The following is a 14,215-nucleotide window of genomic DNA, read 5'->3' as shown; positions in this document are numbered from 1 at the left end:
ATGCAAACGCCATCCATCAAGGAAGACCTGTCCGCCTGGCAGCATGAACACGTGTTTGGCGCCGCCAGCGACAAGGCGGAACGCCGCGCGCGCATCGTCATGTGGATCACCCTGGCCACCATGGTGCTGGAAATCGTCGCCGGCTGGTGGTACAACTCCATGGCCCTGCTGGCCGATGGCTGGCATATGAGTTCGCACGCGCTGGCCATCGGCCTGGCCGCGTTTGCGTATGCGGCTGCGCGCCGCTATGCGCGCGACCCGCGCTTTGCCTTCGGCACGTGGAAGATCGAAGTGCTGGCCGGCTACACGAGCGCCATCCTGCTGCTGGGCGTGGCCGTGCTGATGGTGGCCGCGTCCGTCGAGCGCCTGTTCTCGCCGCAACCCATACACTATCCGCAGGCGATGGCGGTGGCGGCTTTTGGCCTGGCTGTCAACCTCGTGTGCGCGCTGATCCTCGGCGGGCACCACGACCATGGCCACGACCACGGGCCTCATGATCATCATGACCATCACGGTCACCATGGGCACCATGGTCACGGCGAAGACTTGAACATAAAGGCCGCGTACATCCACGTGCTGGCCGACGCCGCCACATCCGTCCTGGCCATCCTTGCGCTGGCTGGCGCGTGGGCTTACGGCTGGAGCTGGCTCGATCCCGTGATGGGCATCGCGGGCGCCATGCTGGTGGCCCTGTGGGCGAAAAAGCTGATGCAGGAGACGGGCAAGGTCTTGCTGGACCGCGAGATGGACCACCCCGTGGTGGATGAAATCCGCGAAGCCGTGGAAGTGGAAAGCGCCGGCGACACGCCGCGCGTCGTCGACCTGCACGTGTGGAGGGTCGGCAAGCAGCTGTATTCATGCGCCCTGTCCGTCGTCAGCCGCGACGCCAGCCTGACGGCGGCCGAACTGCGCGCGCGCATCGGCATCCACGAAGAAATTGTCCACAGCACCATCGAGATTATTCGCCGCCATTGATAATGATGGTGAAAAAGCAAGCTGATGCGGGGCGTAGGCAGTATAATGTCGGCTTTTACAGCACGCGCTGTTCACCAGACAGAGAAGAAAATGAGCACATTACCACCATGCCCGCAATGCCAATCCGAATTCACGTATGAAGACGGCAGCCAGTTGATCTGCCCTGAATGCGCGCATGAATGGTCGGCCACGGCTGCAGAAGCGGCGGAAGAGGGCGCCAAGGTGTACCGCGATTCGGCCGGCAATATCCTGCAGGACGGCGACACGGTCAGCGTCATCAAGGACTTGAAATTGAAGGGCGGCGGCGGTGTCGTCAAGATGGGCACCAAGGTCAAGAACATCCGCCTGGTCGACAGCGACCACGATATCGATTGCAAGATCGACGGCTTCGGTTCCATGAGCCTGAAAACCGAGTTCGTGAAAAAGGTCTAAGCCTTTTCCTTGCCATTCGCGGCGCGCCTCGCATTCCTGCCGGCGCGCCGTTTTTTATTCAGAATCCATGCAAATCGATCATCTCCGCCAGCGCCTGCGCGCCCTGGGCGCCAAGCCCCTGCACGAACAGCGCGTGCTGCGCGACTGGATACAGGCGCAGCCGCATGACCAGGGCCGGCGCCGCGCCGAGGATTTTTTGCCGCTGCCCGTGCGCGAGGCCTTGCCCGCGCTCGACCTGGAATTGCAGGGCATGCTGAAATTGCTCAGCACCCACCCGGGCGCTGACGGTTCCGCGCGCCTGCTGGTGGGGCTGCACGATGGCCAGACGGTGGAGAGCGTGCTGCTGCCGCGCGACGGCTTGTGCGTGTCCAGCCAGGTCGGTTGCGCCGTCGGCTGCCAGTTCTGCATGACGGGCCGCGACGGCTTGATCCGGCAAGTGACCAGTGGAGAAATTGTCGCCCAAGTGGTACTGGCGCGCACCTTGCGCCCCGTGAAAAAAGTCGTCTTCATGGGCATGGGCGAACCGGCGCATAACCTGAACAACGTGATGGAAGCGATCGACCTGCTGGGCACCGAGGGCAATATCGGCCACAAGAACCTCGTGTTTTCCACCGTGGGCGACCCGCGCGCCTTCGAGCGCTTGCCGCAAGGTCGCGTCAAGCCGGCGCTGGCCCTGTCCCTGCACACGACGAAGCGAGAGCTGCGTGAACAGCTGCTGCCGCGCGCGCCCAGGCTCACCCCGCAGGAACTGGTGGACTTCGGCGAATCGTATGCGCGCCTGACCGGCTACCCGGTACAGTACCAGTGGACCCTGATGGAAGGCGTCAACGATGGCGAGGACGAGATGGACGGCATCGTTGAACTCTTGCAGGGGAAATATGCGGTGCTGAACATGATCCCGTATAACACCATAGCCGACTTGCCGTTCAAGCGCCCCAGCTGGGAAAAGGCACGGGCGATCGCCGCCGCCCTGCACGCGCGCGGCGTGCTGACCAAATTGCGCGATTCGGCCGGGCAGGACGTGGAGGGCGGTTGCGGACAGTTGCGGGCGCGCGAAGCGAAGGGCAGGGTCATTCCCATCCGCGCCGGCGTCTAGACACCACCCAGCAAGTCGTTTTCATTCAGGATCGCAAAGGCGATCTCGGGATGCGCGGCCAGGCAGCGGCGCACGGCGGCCGGAATGGCGGCGCGCGTCTTGCGGCACAGGCCGGGCCGCTCCAGCAGGCGGATCTGGAAACCGCGCACGGTGCGCACTTCGCCGCTGCCCGGTGTAATCTGCAATTCCACGCCCAGGTTGTCGCGCAAGCGCTGCTGCAGCTTTCGCAACTGCGCATGGGTGGCGATGCCCTCGATATGCGCCAGCAGGCGCTTTTCTTCCGTCAGGTTCAGGCGCAGGATGGCAAGGTCCGCCTGCGCATCGTCGAGCAGGCGCTCGCGTTCGCAGTCGCACAACTGCGGCGGGCACTCCTTGCGGATTTCAAAGTCGACGATGCGCATACGCGGCTTCCAATGGCGATCCCGGATAAATCAAGTATCGTCCGCCACCTGGCGCATGTCAATCAGCGCGGGCTGACGATCAGGCGCCAGCGGATCGGCCCCTGCTCGCTGTTGTGCTGGTGGTGGTTTTGCGGCGGCATGACGTGGCCTTCCGTCGACACGATTTCGTGCGCGCAGCCGTCGCAGCGGTAGATACCCGAATACGGCACGGCTTCGCCCGGTGACGTCAGTTCATCGAAACGCGGGTGCATGGAGCGGGCCACGTAGCTGGGGTTCTTGTAGTCGGCCATGGATTCCTCGGGAAGTGGGCAGGCCCCATTCTGGCACACAATCGCGCGCGGCCTTGACCGCGTGTCTTGGCGTGCGCGCCGCCCTGTGTTGTAATGTTGATTATCCCGATTGAACACGCCAGGCCATGAGAACCCGCATCAAGATTTGCTGTATCGCTTCCATCGACGAAGCGCAACTGGCCATTGCCGCCGGCGCCGACGCGCTGGGCCTGGTGGCGGCCATGCCGTCCGGCCCTGGCCCGATTCCCGATGCGCGCATCGCGCAAATCGCCGCCTGGACGCCGCCGCCCGTGGCCACGTTCCTGCTGACGTCCGAGACGACGGCGCCAGCCATCGCCGAGCACGTGCGCGCCACGCAGCCGTCCACCGTGCAGATCGTCGGGCATATCGACCCGGACGAGGTGGCTGAACTGGCGCGCTTGCTGCCGCACGTGCGGCGCGTGCAGGTGATCCACGTGGAGGGGCCCGAGGCTTTGGCGCTGATCCCCGCCTATGCGCCCCACGTCCATGCGTTTTTGCTCGACTCGGGCCGTCCCGGCGCTGCCGTGCCTGAACTGGGCGGCACGGGCCGTACGCACGACTGGTCTGTCAGCGCGCGCTTCGTGCGCGCCAGCCCCCGTCCCGTCTTCCTGGCCGGTGGGCTGGACGCCACCAACGTAGCCGACGCGCTGCGCCAGGTACGCCCCTACGGCATCGACCTGTGCTCGCGCGTACGCACGGACGGCAAGCTCGATGTCATGAAGCTGGCCTTGCTGATGGCGGCCGTGCGCGACGCGGATGCGGCGCTGTATGCGGAAGGCTAATCGGCCGGCGGCTTGGCCATCTCGTGCACGAATGCTTCCGTGAACGCGGCCACCATGCCGCTGGCGACGCGCGGCGAGATCAATCCCACGACGGAATGCGATTCTTCGTCCGGCAAGGGAATAAAACGCACGCCGGGCGGCGCCACCAGGCGCATGCTGTCCGGGACGATGGCGATACCCATGTTCGCTTCGATCAGGTTCAGCTGTGAAGTCTTGCGCGACAGGGCGCGCGCCGCCTTCGGGAAGAATCCCTGCGCCAGGCACAGGCCCGCCACCAGGTAGCTGAGGCCTCCCCGGTCCTTGTGCGGGATCGAGACGAAGGCTTCGTCGCGCAGGGCGGCGATCGTCGTGCGTTCCAGCGCGGCCAATGGCGACATCGCTGACACGGCCACCACCAGCTTTTCCGCGTACAGTTCGCGCACGACGATGTTGGCATGCTTGCGCAGGGTGGGCAGGCGCACGAGGCCCAGGTCGGCGCGGCCTTCCTCGATGTCCGCCGCCTGGTTTTCCGACGATCCCTTGGAGATATCCAGCGAAACGCCGGGGAACTGCGCCAGCAGGCGGTTCAGTACGGCGCCGATGGCGGGCGTGAGGGTGACGGAACTCGAATGCAGCAGGCGGATGATGCCTTGCGCCCCTTGCCCCACATGGCGGGTCTGGCGCACGGTTTCGTCGATATCTTCGAGGATGCGTTTGGCCCGCTCATAAAAGACCTGTCCCGCAGGCGTCAGTTCGATATGGCGCGCATCGCGCGTCAGCAGCAGCGCCTGCACCTCGCCCTCCAGCTCCTTGATCTGCCGGCTCAGGGCCGATTGCGCGATATATAATTTTTCCGCCGCGCGCGAGTAGCTGCCCGCATCGACGATTTCGACAAAATAGCGGAACTGTCTGATGGAAATCAATCGTATGCCTTTTCGAGATCGGAGACTGCCTGATTTGATATTAGCCTGGCCCCGGGGTTCGCGTTACAGTGGCCTGGTCTGCTGTCACTGCAAAGGAATGGCCATGCTGGAATTGATCGGGGTGCTGGGACTGCTCGTCAGTATTATCGTAAAACTGATTTTCGTCCAGATCGGCGCGGCGGCCGAGGGCAAGGAAGACTAGTATGCCAGGGTCGCCACATACGGAGCTGCCAAGCTCAAAGCTTGCAGGCGGCGAGCTGGCGCGGCTCCGTCCCATTCCGCCAGCGGCAAGCCCGCGCACTTGAGCGCCGCCTCGCGCGCTGTCCACGCTTGCGCCAGGGCCAATGGGCGTTGAGCATCGGGCAATGAAGCCAGCTCCTGTGTCACCTGCGGCCCCAGGTAATCGCGCGCCAGATTGAACCAGTCGGCAATAGCCTGCACCCGCATCACGTCAAGGCCGACAGGGCCGTGCAGATGGACGGCGGCCAGCGAGATGCCCTCGTCATGGGTCAATGACAAACCCGCCGCGCGGCCGGCCAGCAGCAGGCGCGGGGCCTGGCCAGGCGTCGACACCACCGAAATCGCATCGATGTCCAGCTTCAGCCACTGGGCTAGCGCCTCGCGCACGGCGGCGCGGATGCGCAAGCGGGCTTCGGCGCGCGGCAGCACGGCGGCGATGCCGATCACCAGCACGCCGTTTCCAGACCAGAGCACCGTACGATTCATCGACTGCGATCAGCTGCGCAGCGGCGCGGCCGGGCAGCCCGCCCAGTTGCTGCCGGCGGGGATATGCTCGCCCTTCATCACCAGGGTCAACGGTCCCAGGCGCGCATTGTCGCCCACCTTGGCGCTGTACAGCACGGAGCTGCGCGGACCCATGTAGACGCGCTGGCCGATTTCCACGTGGTCGATCTTCATCACGCGGTCTTCGAACAGATGCGTTTGCGGGCAGGTGAGGGCGTTCAATTCGCTGTAATCGCCGATGTGCACGCAGTCGAATTCCGTGATGTCGGTCGTGTCCATGTAGACGCCGCAGCCGATCTTGCAGCCGAACAGGCGGAAGGCGAGAGGCAGCCACGGTGTGCCGCGCAGGTAGCGCATGAAGTTGGGCACGGCGATGCCTTCGTACAGATTCGTCACGCCTTCGGAAATCCACACGAATGGCGTCCACATGGGCGCCGCGTGCTTGCGGTAGCGTCCCAGCAGCAGCCATTTGAACAGCACCACCACCAGGAAATTGCCGATGCCGTAGGCGATGCCGGCGATCGCCAGGTCGCTGACCACTTCGCCCCAGCGGCCGGCACCCGCGATCGGCATCACGTCCAGCACCAGGGTATAGCCGACGGCGATCACCACCGCGTGCGGCGCGACGATGCGGAAGGCTTCGATCAGGCTGCGGCCCAGGCGGCGCAACAGCGATGGCTTGAACGTCAGGTGCTCGGCAAAGCCGCTGACCTGTTCGCGCGCGGGCAGGTGCATGGGCGGGGAGCCTAGCCACGTGTCGCCGCTGTGCATCTGCTCATTGCGCGGCGCGTGCGTGTGTACGCCGATCAGCACGTGTTCGGGCAGTACGGTGCCATCCGGGATATAGCTGCCGTTGCCGACGAAGCTGCGGTGCGAGATGACGGTGGGGCGCATGGTCATCCAGCCGCCGTCGATCTGTTCGTCGCCCAGCATGACGGCGTCGGCGATGAAGGTGTCGTCGCCCAGGGTCAGCATGTCGGGCACCACGCCCAGCGCCGTGGAAATCTCGGCGCCCTTGCCGACCTTGGCGCCCAGCAGGCGGTACCAGTACGGCGCGTAGACGGTGGCGTAAATACCGTGCAGCACGTTCAAGCTCGATTCCTGGATATGGCTAACTAGCCACTTGGCGCAATAGATATTGCTGTGCACGGGCGAACTGCCCGGCTTCAGGCGGGGCAGCGCGCCCCAGCGGATGGCGGCCGACAGCAGTGCCGTCAGCACGATCAGCACGGCGCTGGCGGGGAAGGCCAGCAGGAAGTAGCGGGCCAGCTGGGTCGTCACGTCGCGGCCCTGCAGCCACGGCATCATTTCGCGCTCGTCGAACCAGTCGATCAGCACGAAGCTGGGGAAGACGGGCATGAAGAACAGCACGGCGATGAGGACCATGCCAAAGCAGAAGAACAGGGTTTCGCCCGTCAGGCGCAGGCGCGAGACGGCGGGGCGCGGCGGCTGGCTGGCCACGTCAAACGGGCCGATATCGCGCGCGGGCGAGCCAGTCCAGACCCTGCCGGCCGGCACCGAGGCGCCATCGGCCAGCGCCGATTGTCCCTCCAAGTGGCCAAACGCGCCCACGCTGGTATTGCCTTCCAGGATAGCGTAAGAGCTGATGCAGGCATCGTCGCCGATGCGGATCTGGCCCAGCAACAGGCGGCCCCGCTCGACCCTGGCGTTTTCAAAGTTGACGGCATTGCCCACGCTGACGTTGTCGCCGATGGCCAGCAGGTCGGGCGCGCGCAGGGTCATCGAGCCAATGACGACTTCCTTGCCCACCTTGGCGCCCAGCGCGCGCAGCCACCAGCTGTTCAGGGACGAGCCGCTGAGCAGGTAGGCGGGCGCCGATTCGACCAGGCGGTCTGCCAGCCACCAGCGGTAGTAGGTGACGCCCCATAGCGGATAGCTGCCCGGCTTCAGGCGCCCGGCGATCAGCCACTTGCCGGCAATCGCAATGGCAAATTCGGCCAGGGTCGCCAGCAGGAACACGCCGATGGAGGCGGCGATGGCGCGCGGCACGGTGTCGCCCGTGTCGCCCGTGAAGAAGTGATAGGTGAAGAACGGCGCCATCCACTGCGCCATGCGCAGGGTGACGAGGCCAGGCACGGCCGCCGCTTGCGCGGCACCGCACAGCCAGCGTTTCCAGGTCGATGGCGGCGTCCAATCCGCTTCCGGCGTGGCCAGCGCGGGCGCTTCACCCAGCACGGCGGCGATCTTGCCGATCTGCCGGTTCTGGTAAATATCGCGCACCGTCATGTGGGCGTAGGCCGGATCGGCGCGCAGGGCGGATGCGAGGCGCGCAGCCAGGAAGGAGTGGCCACCGAGGTCGCTGAAAAAATCCAGCCGGCGCAAGATCGCCTGGCCGGGAAACAGCTTGGCCAGCGCCGCGAACAGGGCCGCTTCGGCCGGCGTTTCCGGCACGTCCGATTCGCCCGCCTCGCCTGCTGGCGGCGCCGACAATGGCATGGCCTTTAATGCTTTCCGGTCGATCTTGCCGGAAGTGAGGCGCGGCATCAGCGGCAGCAATTCAAAACGGCCCGGCACCATATACGGCGGCAAATGCAGGTTCAGGGCAGCGCGCAGTGTTTTTGCCGCCAGGGCATCCTCGGGCGCCTCGTCGCTGCCGACGATATACGCCACCAGCTGGTCGATGCCGTCGTCCTTGCGCAGCAATACTGCCACCGTGCCCACGCCCGCCTGCTGCGCCAGCACGGCTTCGATTTCGCCCAGCTCCACGCGGAAGCCGCGAATTTTCACCTGGTCGTCGGCGCGGCCCAGGCACAGCACCTGGCCGTCCGCATCGATGCGCGCCAGGTCGCCCGTGCGGTACAGGCGCGCGTCATCGTCGCTGGTCGCCCAGGGATTGGGCAGGAATTTTTCCACCGTCAGGTCGGGCCGGCCCAGGTAACCCTCGGCCAGGCCGGGGCCGATGATGCACAATTCTCCCGTCTCGCCCCTTGGCAGCAGGGCCAGGGGACGGTTTTCTCCCGCTTCGGCCACCTGCAGCACCAGCAAGCCATAGTTGGGCAGCGGCGTGCCGATGGTGACCGGTTCGCCGGGCCGCAGTCGCGCCAGGCTGCACGAGACGGTGGCTTCCGTGGGCCCATAGGTGTTGAACATGGCGCGGCCCGGGCGCGACCAGCGTTCGACCAGCGACTCCGGGCACATCTCGCCGCCCAGATTGATCAGGCGCAGGCTCGGTACTTCTTCGGCGAACAGGGCCAGCAGGGTCGGCACGGCGTGCAAAACGGTGACCTTGTTCTCTGCCAGGGCGCGGGGCAAGGCTTCCGGGTCGCCCGAGATATCCTTGGGTCCCAGCCACAGGGTGGCGCCCACCAGGTAGGCGATCCAAATTTCCTCGAACGACATGTCGAAGGCGACGGAAAAGCCCTGGTAGACGATGTCGTCTTGCGTCACTTCCAGCACGGCGTTTTCGCTGCGCAGGAAGTGGCAGATGCTGCGTTGATTGATCAGGATGCCCTTCGGCTTGCCCGTGGAGCCGGACGTGTAGATCACGTACGCCGGGTGTTCGGGCAGCACGGCGCCGCGCGCGGGCAGCGCTTCGCCCGGCGCGGCGGGCGCCAGCAGGCTTTCCGCCGTCCACACGGGGCGCTGGATGCCCGCGTCAAGCAGGCGTGGCGCGAATTGCGCGCAGCTGATGACGCCCGCGCCATTGGCGTCATCGAGGCACACTTGCAGGCGCTCGACGGGCGTGTCTTCATCGACGGGCAGCCAGGCGGCGCCAGCCTTGGCGATGGCCGCCTGCATCAGCAGCAAATGGGCGCCGCGCGGCAGCCACAGGCCCACGATGTCGCCGGGCTTGACGCCGGCCGCCACCAGGCGCGACGCCGCCAGGCCCGCTTGGGCATCGAGTTCCGCATACGTGATGCGGCGCGCGCCATCGATCAGGGCGATTTGCTGCGGGCAGCGGCGGGCCGTCGCTTCCAGCAGGTCGGCCAGCACTTCCTCGCGCAGCAAATCCGGTCGCGGCGGGCCGTACAGGATGTCGGCATGGGTGGAAGGGGTGCCTGGGCTGGCTGCGGTGAAATCGTTCATGGATGACGCTTATCTGTAATGCGGTGTGAGGAATCTGACGGGCTGCGCGTGGTGCGCAGCACAGTCGATACATTACAGCACGCAAGACATTTCAGCGTTGCAGAACGGGGAATTTTGCGGGGCTTTCCGAAATAATCTGCTTGTCGGCTCAACTGCCATGATTACGGAATGTAAAACGGGGAAACATGGCGCCGATTTGCGCCACCGTGCGCGCCGCCGGATAGCCGTGCAGGGGGCGCCCGGACAGTGCCGCATCCGCGCAGCCTTCGGCGCGAAATTGCTGCAGCACGTAGTTATCGACGCCTTTGGCGGCCAGGGTGGCGGCCAGGGCCAGCAGCTGCTCGTCCGGCAGCAGGTCCGGATGGGTGGTGGTGCGGCATTCGTAGGCGACGCCGCTGGCGAGGATGGCGTCCAGGCAGGCGCGCGCCGGGTCGCCGCTGCCGGCCACGCGGGTCACATGTCGATAGTCGGCAAACGGCGCCTTGATGTCGAAACCCACCCAGTCGACCAGGGGCAGCACTTCCTGCAGACGCTGCGGATAGATGCAGGCCGTGTGCAGGCCGATGCCGAAACCCAGTTCCCTGACGTCCTGCATGGCCCGCCCCAGCGCCGGATCCATGCACGCCTCGCCGCCGCTGAAGACGACGGCGTCGACCAGGCCCGTTCTGCGGCGCAGCCAGGTCAGGACGTCTTGCCACGGCATGGCGCCTTCAGGCGTGCGCGCCTGCAGGTGCGGATTGTGGCAATAGCCGCAACGCCAGGGACAGCCCTGCACGAACACCACCGCCGCCAGCTTGCCGGGATAGTCGGTGGCAGAAAAGGGCGTCAGGCCGCCCACTTTCAGTTCAAGCGCCATGGCAGGCGGGCTGGCCAACCCGGGCGCTCGCTTCCGTAAAATACTGGCGCTCGTGGAATTCGCCCTGCTTGCCGATGTTGAACGAGGCGACGGGGCGGTGGTAGCCCATCACGCGGGTCCAGATTTCGCAGCGCTGGCGTTCCGTATCGAGCAGGGTGATGGCGGGAGTGAAGTCGGGACGTGCATTCATGGCGTTTCCTTGAGTGGGTGAGCAAGATCGGATTGTTTGCGGGCGATCAGTTCTGCGTCGCAGGTGGGACAGAATTCATGCTTGCCGGCCAGGTAGCCGTGGCGCGGGCAGATGGAAAATGTGGGCGTGACGGTGATGTAGGGCAGCGAAAAGCGGCTCAGCGCGCGTTTTACCAGTTCGCGGCAGGCGTTCGCGTCCGACAGCGCTTCCGTCATGTACAGGTGCAGCACGGTGCCGCCCGTGTACTTGCGCTGCAGCGCGTCCTGCAATTCCAACGCCTCGAACGGGTCGTCGGTGTGGCCGACGGGCAGCTGCGACGAGTTCGTGTAATACGGGTTGTCGGCGGTGCCCGCCTGCAGGATGGCGGGAAAGCGCTTGCGGTCTTCGCGGGCGAAACGGTAGGTCGTGCCTTCGGCCGGCGTCGCTTCCAGGTTGTACATATGGCCCGTTTCTTCCTGGAAGGCCACCATGCGGGCGCGCACGTGGTCGAGCAGGCGTACGGCCAGCGCGTGGCCTTCTGGCGTCGTGATGTCCCAGGCGTCGCCGCTGAAATTGCGGATCATCTCGTTGATGCCGTTCACGCCCAGGGTGGAAAAGTGGTTGCGCAGGGTGCCCAGATAGCGTTTCGTGTAGGGGAACAGGCCTTGCTGCATCAATTCCTCGATGGTGCGGCGCTTGATTTCCAGGCTGGTCTTGCCCAGCTCCAGCAGACGGTCCAGGTCTGCCATCAAGGCTGGCTCGTCGCCGCGCCACAGGTGGCCCAGGCGCGCGCAATTGATCGTCACCACGCCCAGGGAGCCCGTCTGCTCGGCGGAGCCGAACAGGCCATTGCCCCGTTTCAGCAGTTCGCGCAAGTCCAGCTGCAAGCGGCAGCACATGGAGCGGATCATGTTCGGCTTGAGTTCCGAATTGATGAAATTCTGGAAGTAGGGCAGGCCGTAGCGGGCCGTCATTTCGAACAGGCGTTCGGCATTCTCGCTATGCCAGTCGAAATCCTCGGTGATGTTATAGGTGGGGATGGGGAAGGTGAAGACCCGGCCCTTGGCGTCGCCCGCCATCATGATCTCGATGTAGGCGCGGTTGATCATGTCCATTTCCGCCTGCAGCTCGCCATAGCTGAAGTCCATCTCCTGGCCGGCGATGACGGGAATCTGCTCGCGCAGGTCGTCCGGGCAAACCCAGTCGAAGGTGAGGTTGGTGAACGGCGTCTGCGTGCCCCAGCGCGATGGGACGTTGAGGTTGAAGATCAGTTCCTGCATGTACTGGCGCACGTCTTCGTAGCGCAGGCTGTCCTTGCGGATGTAGGGCGCCATGTAGGTGTCGAAGGAGCTGAACGCCTGCGCGCCGGCCCACTCGTTTTGCAGCGTGCCGAGAAAATTGACGATCTGGCCGATGGCGCTCGACATGTGTTTCGGCGGGCCCGATTCGATCTTGCCCGGCACGCCGTTCAAGCCTTCATGCAGCAGCGTGCGCAGCGACCAGCCGGCGCAATAACCGGCCAGCATGTCGAGGTCGTGGATGTGCAGCGCCGCTTCGCGGTGCGCCGCGCCCACTTCCGGCGGATAGACCTGGTCCAGCCAGTAGTTGGCGATGACCTTGCCCGACACGTTGAGTATCAGGCCGCCCAGCGAGTAACCCTGGTTGGCGTTGGCGTTGACACGCCAGTCGCGCCGGTCCAGGTATTCATTGATGGACGCGGCGACATCGACCTGGCCGCGCGTGGATGGAACTGCATTCGTCGTCATGAAACCTCCAATAAACACAACATGCGGTGTTTTTATGGAGATTAATCACTAAATATAGTGGCGTCAAAGGGCGCGTGCAGTGGCGTGACGAATCCTTGATGCAGGTGAAAAAAGCGCCCCGTTTACTTTTTCGCGCGGCCCTGGCGCAGGATGAAGGCGCTCGCGGCAAAGTAGGCGGCGCCGCAGACGGCGATGCTGAGGACGGAGGCGGGCAGCACGTGCGCCCAGATTTCCCGCGCCGAGAAGGTGCTCCAGCTGGCCACGCGCGCGTCGAACGTGACGTAATTGGCCAGCAGCCAGTAGACGGCCAGCAGTCCCGTGCAGATGGCGGCCTGGCGCGTCACGGGCATGGCGCGGCGCGCGAAGACGGCTTGCAGGAACAGCAGCAGCACGCCCGGATACGCGCCCAGCACTTCGGGCGACAGCACGGAGAGCGCCTCGGCGTCGTAGCCTTCCGTGGGGGTGGCCCACTGCACCTGCAGCACGGTGAGAAACAGGGTGAGCAGGAAGATCAGCAGCGGTTTGCGGGGCATGGCGGGCAATCGAAGAGGGAGAAAAGGGGGCATTTTACAGCCAGGTCAAGCAAGTTGAACGCGCACCAGCCATGCATGCATTCCTTCACCTGCGTCAAGGACTGGGCAGCCTGGGCGGGGCTATAGTCTGCACCCTGAGCCGATACAGGACTGTGAACACCATGATGCTTGAATCAACCACCGCCACCCGCGTGGCCGGACCGCTGGAACTGGTCTGCCCCGCCGGCAGCCTGCCAGCCTTGAAAGCGGCCATCGACAATGGCGCCGACACCGTTTACTTGGGTTTTCGCGACGCCACCAATGCGCGCAATTTCGCCGGCCTCAATTTCGACGAGAAGGCCATCGCCGAGGGCGTGCGCTACGCCCACCAATATGGACGCAAGGTGCTGCTGGCGCTGAACACCTATCCGCAGCCGCACAACTGGGCCGTGTGGCGCAGCGCCATCGACCGCGCCGCCGATGCCGGCATCGACGCCATGATCGTGGCCGATCCGGGCCTGATGGCGTATGCGGCCCAGCACCACCCGCAGCTGCGCCTGCACCTGTCCGTGCAGGGCTCGGCCACCAACTACGAAGCCATCAATTTTTACCATGAACACTTCGGCATCGCCCGCGCCGTGCTGCCGCGCGTGCTGTCGATGGCGCAGGTGGAGCAACTGATCGCCAAGACGGAAGTCGAGATCGAGGTGTTCGGCTTCGGCAGTCTGTGCGTGATGGTCGAGGGGCGCTGTGCGCTGTCGTCGTATGCGACGGGCGAGGCGCCGAACACCCACGGCGTGTGCTCGCCGGCGAAATCCGTGCGCTGGCTGGAAACGCCGAACGGCCTCGAATCGCGCCTGAACGGTGTGCTGATCGACCGCTATGCGCCCGGCGAAAACGCCAGCTATCCCACCCTGTGCAAGGGGCGTTTCGAAGTCAACGACGAAGAGTATTACGCCATCGAGGAACCGGCCAGCCTGAACACCTTGGCGCTGCTGCCGCAACTGATCGCCATGGGCGTGCGCGCCGTGAAGATCGAAGGGCGCCAGCGCAGCCCCGCGTACGTGGCACAGGTCACGCGTGTGTGGCGCGAAGCGATCGACGCCTGCCGCGAAGGCAATGCGCGCTACGCCGTCAAGCCGGGCTGGATGGCGGCCATGGACAAGCTGGCCGAAGGCCAGCAGCACACCTTGGGCGCCTACCACAGATCTTGGAAATAAAG

At 65.1% G+C, this 14,215-nt stretch carries 14 protein-coding genes; 5 read left to right on the top strand and 9 right to left on the bottom strand.

The window, feature by feature from the left end; translation table 11 throughout:
* The 3 genes from dmeF (at position 1) to O0881_RS13485 (ending at position 2,503) form a co-directional block, all read left to right on the top strand.
* Complete coding sequence (dmeF, locus tag O0881_RS13495) at positions 1-975, top strand: CDF family Co(II)/Ni(II) efflux transporter DmeF (RefSeq protein ID WP_289911718.1); 975 nt, start codon at positions 1-3, stop codon at positions 973-975.
* 90 nt (positions 976-1,065) lie between these two features.
* The gene (locus tag O0881_RS13490) at positions 1,066-1,407 is read left to right on the top strand and encodes a zinc ribbon domain-containing protein YjdM (protein WP_077402365.1); all 342 of its coding nucleotides are present in this window, start codon (positions 1,066-1,068) and stop codon (positions 1,405-1,407) included.
* Between the two features lie 67 nt (positions 1,408-1,474).
* Positions 1,475-2,503 carry an RNA methyltransferase gene (locus O0881_RS13485; protein ID WP_289911716.1) on the top strand — a complete coding sequence of 343 codons (1,029 nt, stop codon included), beginning with the start codon at positions 1,475-1,477 and terminating at the stop codon, positions 2,501-2,503.
* On the opposite strand, the gene O0881_RS13480 is transcribed toward O0881_RS13485, so the two are convergent.
* Together O0881_RS13480 and O0881_RS13475 are read right to left on the bottom strand one after the other, a co-directional pair.
* Positions 2,500-2,904, bottom strand: a complete 405-nt coding sequence (locus O0881_RS13480) for a hypothetical protein (RefSeq protein WP_289911715.1) — start codon at positions 2,902-2,904, stop codon at positions 2,500-2,502. The two genes, O0881_RS13485 and O0881_RS13480, sit on opposite strands and share 4 nt — an antisense overlap.
* Positions 2,905-2,966: 62 nt before the next feature.
* Positions 2,967-3,194, bottom strand: coding sequence for a protein L (locus tag O0881_RS13475; RefSeq protein WP_289906693.1), 228 nt, complete (start codon positions 3,192-3,194; stop codon positions 2,967-2,969).
* A 125-nt stretch (positions 3,195-3,319) separates the two neighbouring features.
* Here O0881_RS13475 and O0881_RS13470 point away from each other — a divergent pair, with 125 nt between their 5' ends.
* Positions 3,320-3,997, top strand: coding sequence for a phosphoribosylanthranilate isomerase (locus O0881_RS13470; RefSeq protein WP_289911714.1), 678 nt, complete (start codon positions 3,320-3,322; stop codon positions 3,995-3,997).
* Here the strand turns inward: O0881_RS13470 and O0881_RS13465 are convergent.
* The 7 genes from O0881_RS13465 to O0881_RS13435 form a co-directional block, all read right to left on the bottom strand.
* Positions 3,994-4,899 (bottom strand): LysR family transcriptional regulator, encoded by a 906-nt coding sequence (locus tag O0881_RS13465; protein ID WP_289911710.1) that lies wholly within the window; start codon positions 4,897-4,899, stop codon positions 3,994-3,996. The genes O0881_RS13470 and O0881_RS13465 overlap by 4 nt on opposite strands.
* A gap of 198 nt (positions 4,900-5,097) precedes the next feature.
* Complete coding sequence (locus tag O0881_RS13460; protein ID WP_289911709.1) at positions 5,098-5,613, bottom strand: 4'-phosphopantetheinyl transferase superfamily protein; 516 nt, start codon at positions 5,611-5,613, stop codon at positions 5,098-5,100.
* 21 nt (positions 5,614-5,634) lie between these two features.
* Positions 5,635-9,690: a Pls/PosA family non-ribosomal peptide synthetase gene (locus O0881_RS13455; protein ID WP_289911707.1), complete on the bottom strand. Its 4,056-nt coding sequence runs from the start codon at positions 9,688-9,690 to the stop codon at positions 5,635-5,637.
* 148 nt (positions 9,691-9,838) lie between these two features.
* The gene (locus tag O0881_RS13450; protein ID WP_289911706.1) at positions 9,839-10,546 is read right to left on the bottom strand and encodes an anaerobic ribonucleoside-triphosphate reductase activating protein; all 708 of its coding nucleotides are present in this window, start codon (positions 10,544-10,546) and stop codon (positions 9,839-9,841) included.
* Positions 10,536-10,736, bottom strand: coding sequence for an anaerobic ribonucleoside-triphosphate reductase (gene nrdD, locus O0881_RS13445; protein ID WP_092610345.1), 201 nt, complete (start codon positions 10,734-10,736; stop codon positions 10,536-10,538). The genes O0881_RS13450 and nrdD overlap by 11 nt, the downstream gene beginning before the upstream one ends.
* Complete coding sequence (locus tag O0881_RS13440) at positions 10,733-12,481, bottom strand: ribonucleoside triphosphate reductase (protein ID WP_289911704.1); 1,749 nt, start codon at positions 12,479-12,481, stop codon at positions 10,733-10,735. Before O0881_RS13440 ends, nrdD begins: the two co-directional genes overlap by 4 nt.
* Before the next feature lie 122 nt (positions 12,482-12,603).
* On the bottom strand, positions 12,604-13,014 hold the full coding sequence (locus tag O0881_RS13435; protein WP_289911702.1) for a hypothetical protein: 411 nt from the start codon (positions 13,012-13,014) through the stop codon (positions 12,604-12,606).
* A 164-nt stretch (positions 13,015-13,178) separates the two neighbouring features.
* Here O0881_RS13435 and O0881_RS13430 point away from each other — a divergent pair, with 164 nt between their 5' ends.
* A complete protein-coding gene (locus tag O0881_RS13430; RefSeq protein WP_289906743.1) occupies positions 13,179-14,213 on the top strand; it encodes a peptidase U32 family protein in 1,035 nt (344 codons plus the stop codon).
* Positions 14,214-14,215: the final 2 nt, after the last annotated feature.

It is taken from the genome of Janthinobacterium sp. SUN100, assembly GCF_030397705.1.
Lineage (GTDB): Bacteria > Pseudomonadota > Gammaproteobacteria > Burkholderiales > Burkholderiaceae_D > Janthinobacterium > Janthinobacterium kumbetense.
The sequence above is the reverse complement of the archived record's forward strand: the minus strand, read 5'-3'. Positions and strand labels throughout refer to the sequence as shown.

What these genes read in the sequence shown, in the direction of transcription:
- nrdD (WP_092610345.1), bottom strand. Translation starts at nt 10,736, where the DNA reads ATGAATGCACGTCCCGACTTCACTCCCGCCATCACCCTGCTCGATACG.
- dmeF (WP_289911718.1), top strand. Translation starts at nt 1, where the DNA reads ATGCAAACGCCATCCATCAAGGAAGACCTGTCCGCCTGGCAGCATGAA.
- O0881_RS13485 (WP_289911716.1), top strand. Translation starts at nt 1,475, where the DNA reads ATGCAAATCGATCATCTCCGCCAGCGCCTGCGCGCCCTGGGCGCCAAG.
- O0881_RS13475 (WP_289906693.1), bottom strand. Translation starts at nt 3,194, where the DNA reads ATGGCCGACTACAAGAACCCCAGCTACGTGGCCCGCTCCATGCACCCG.
- O0881_RS13435 (WP_289911702.1), bottom strand. Translation starts at nt 13,014, where the DNA reads ATGCCCCGCAAACCGCTGCTGATCTTCCTGCTCACCCTGTTTCTCACC.
- O0881_RS13480 (WP_289911715.1), bottom strand. Translation starts at nt 2,904, where the DNA reads ATGCGCATCGTCGACTTTGAAATCCGCAAGGAGTGCCCGCCGCAGTTG.
- O0881_RS13450 (WP_289911706.1), bottom strand. Translation starts at nt 10,546, where the DNA reads ATGGCGCTTGAACTGAAAGTGGGCGGCCTGACGCCCTTTTCTGCCACC.
- O0881_RS13470 (WP_289911714.1), top strand. Translation starts at nt 3,320, where the DNA reads ATGAGAACCCGCATCAAGATTTGCTGTATCGCTTCCATCGACGAAGCG.
- O0881_RS13455 (WP_289911707.1), bottom strand. Translation starts at nt 9,690, where the DNA reads ATGAACGATTTCACCGCAGCCAGCCCAGGCACCCCTTCCACCCATGCC.
- O0881_RS13490 (WP_077402365.1), top strand. Translation starts at nt 1,066, where the DNA reads ATGAGCACATTACCACCATGCCCGCAATGCCAATCCGAATTCACGTAT.
- O0881_RS13440 (WP_289911704.1), bottom strand. Translation starts at nt 12,481, where the DNA reads ATGACGACGAATGCAGTTCCATCCACGCGCGGCCAGGTCGATGTCGCC.
- O0881_RS13430 (WP_289906743.1), top strand. Translation starts at nt 13,179, where the DNA reads ATGCTTGAATCAACCACCGCCACCCGCGTGGCCGGACCGCTGGAACTG.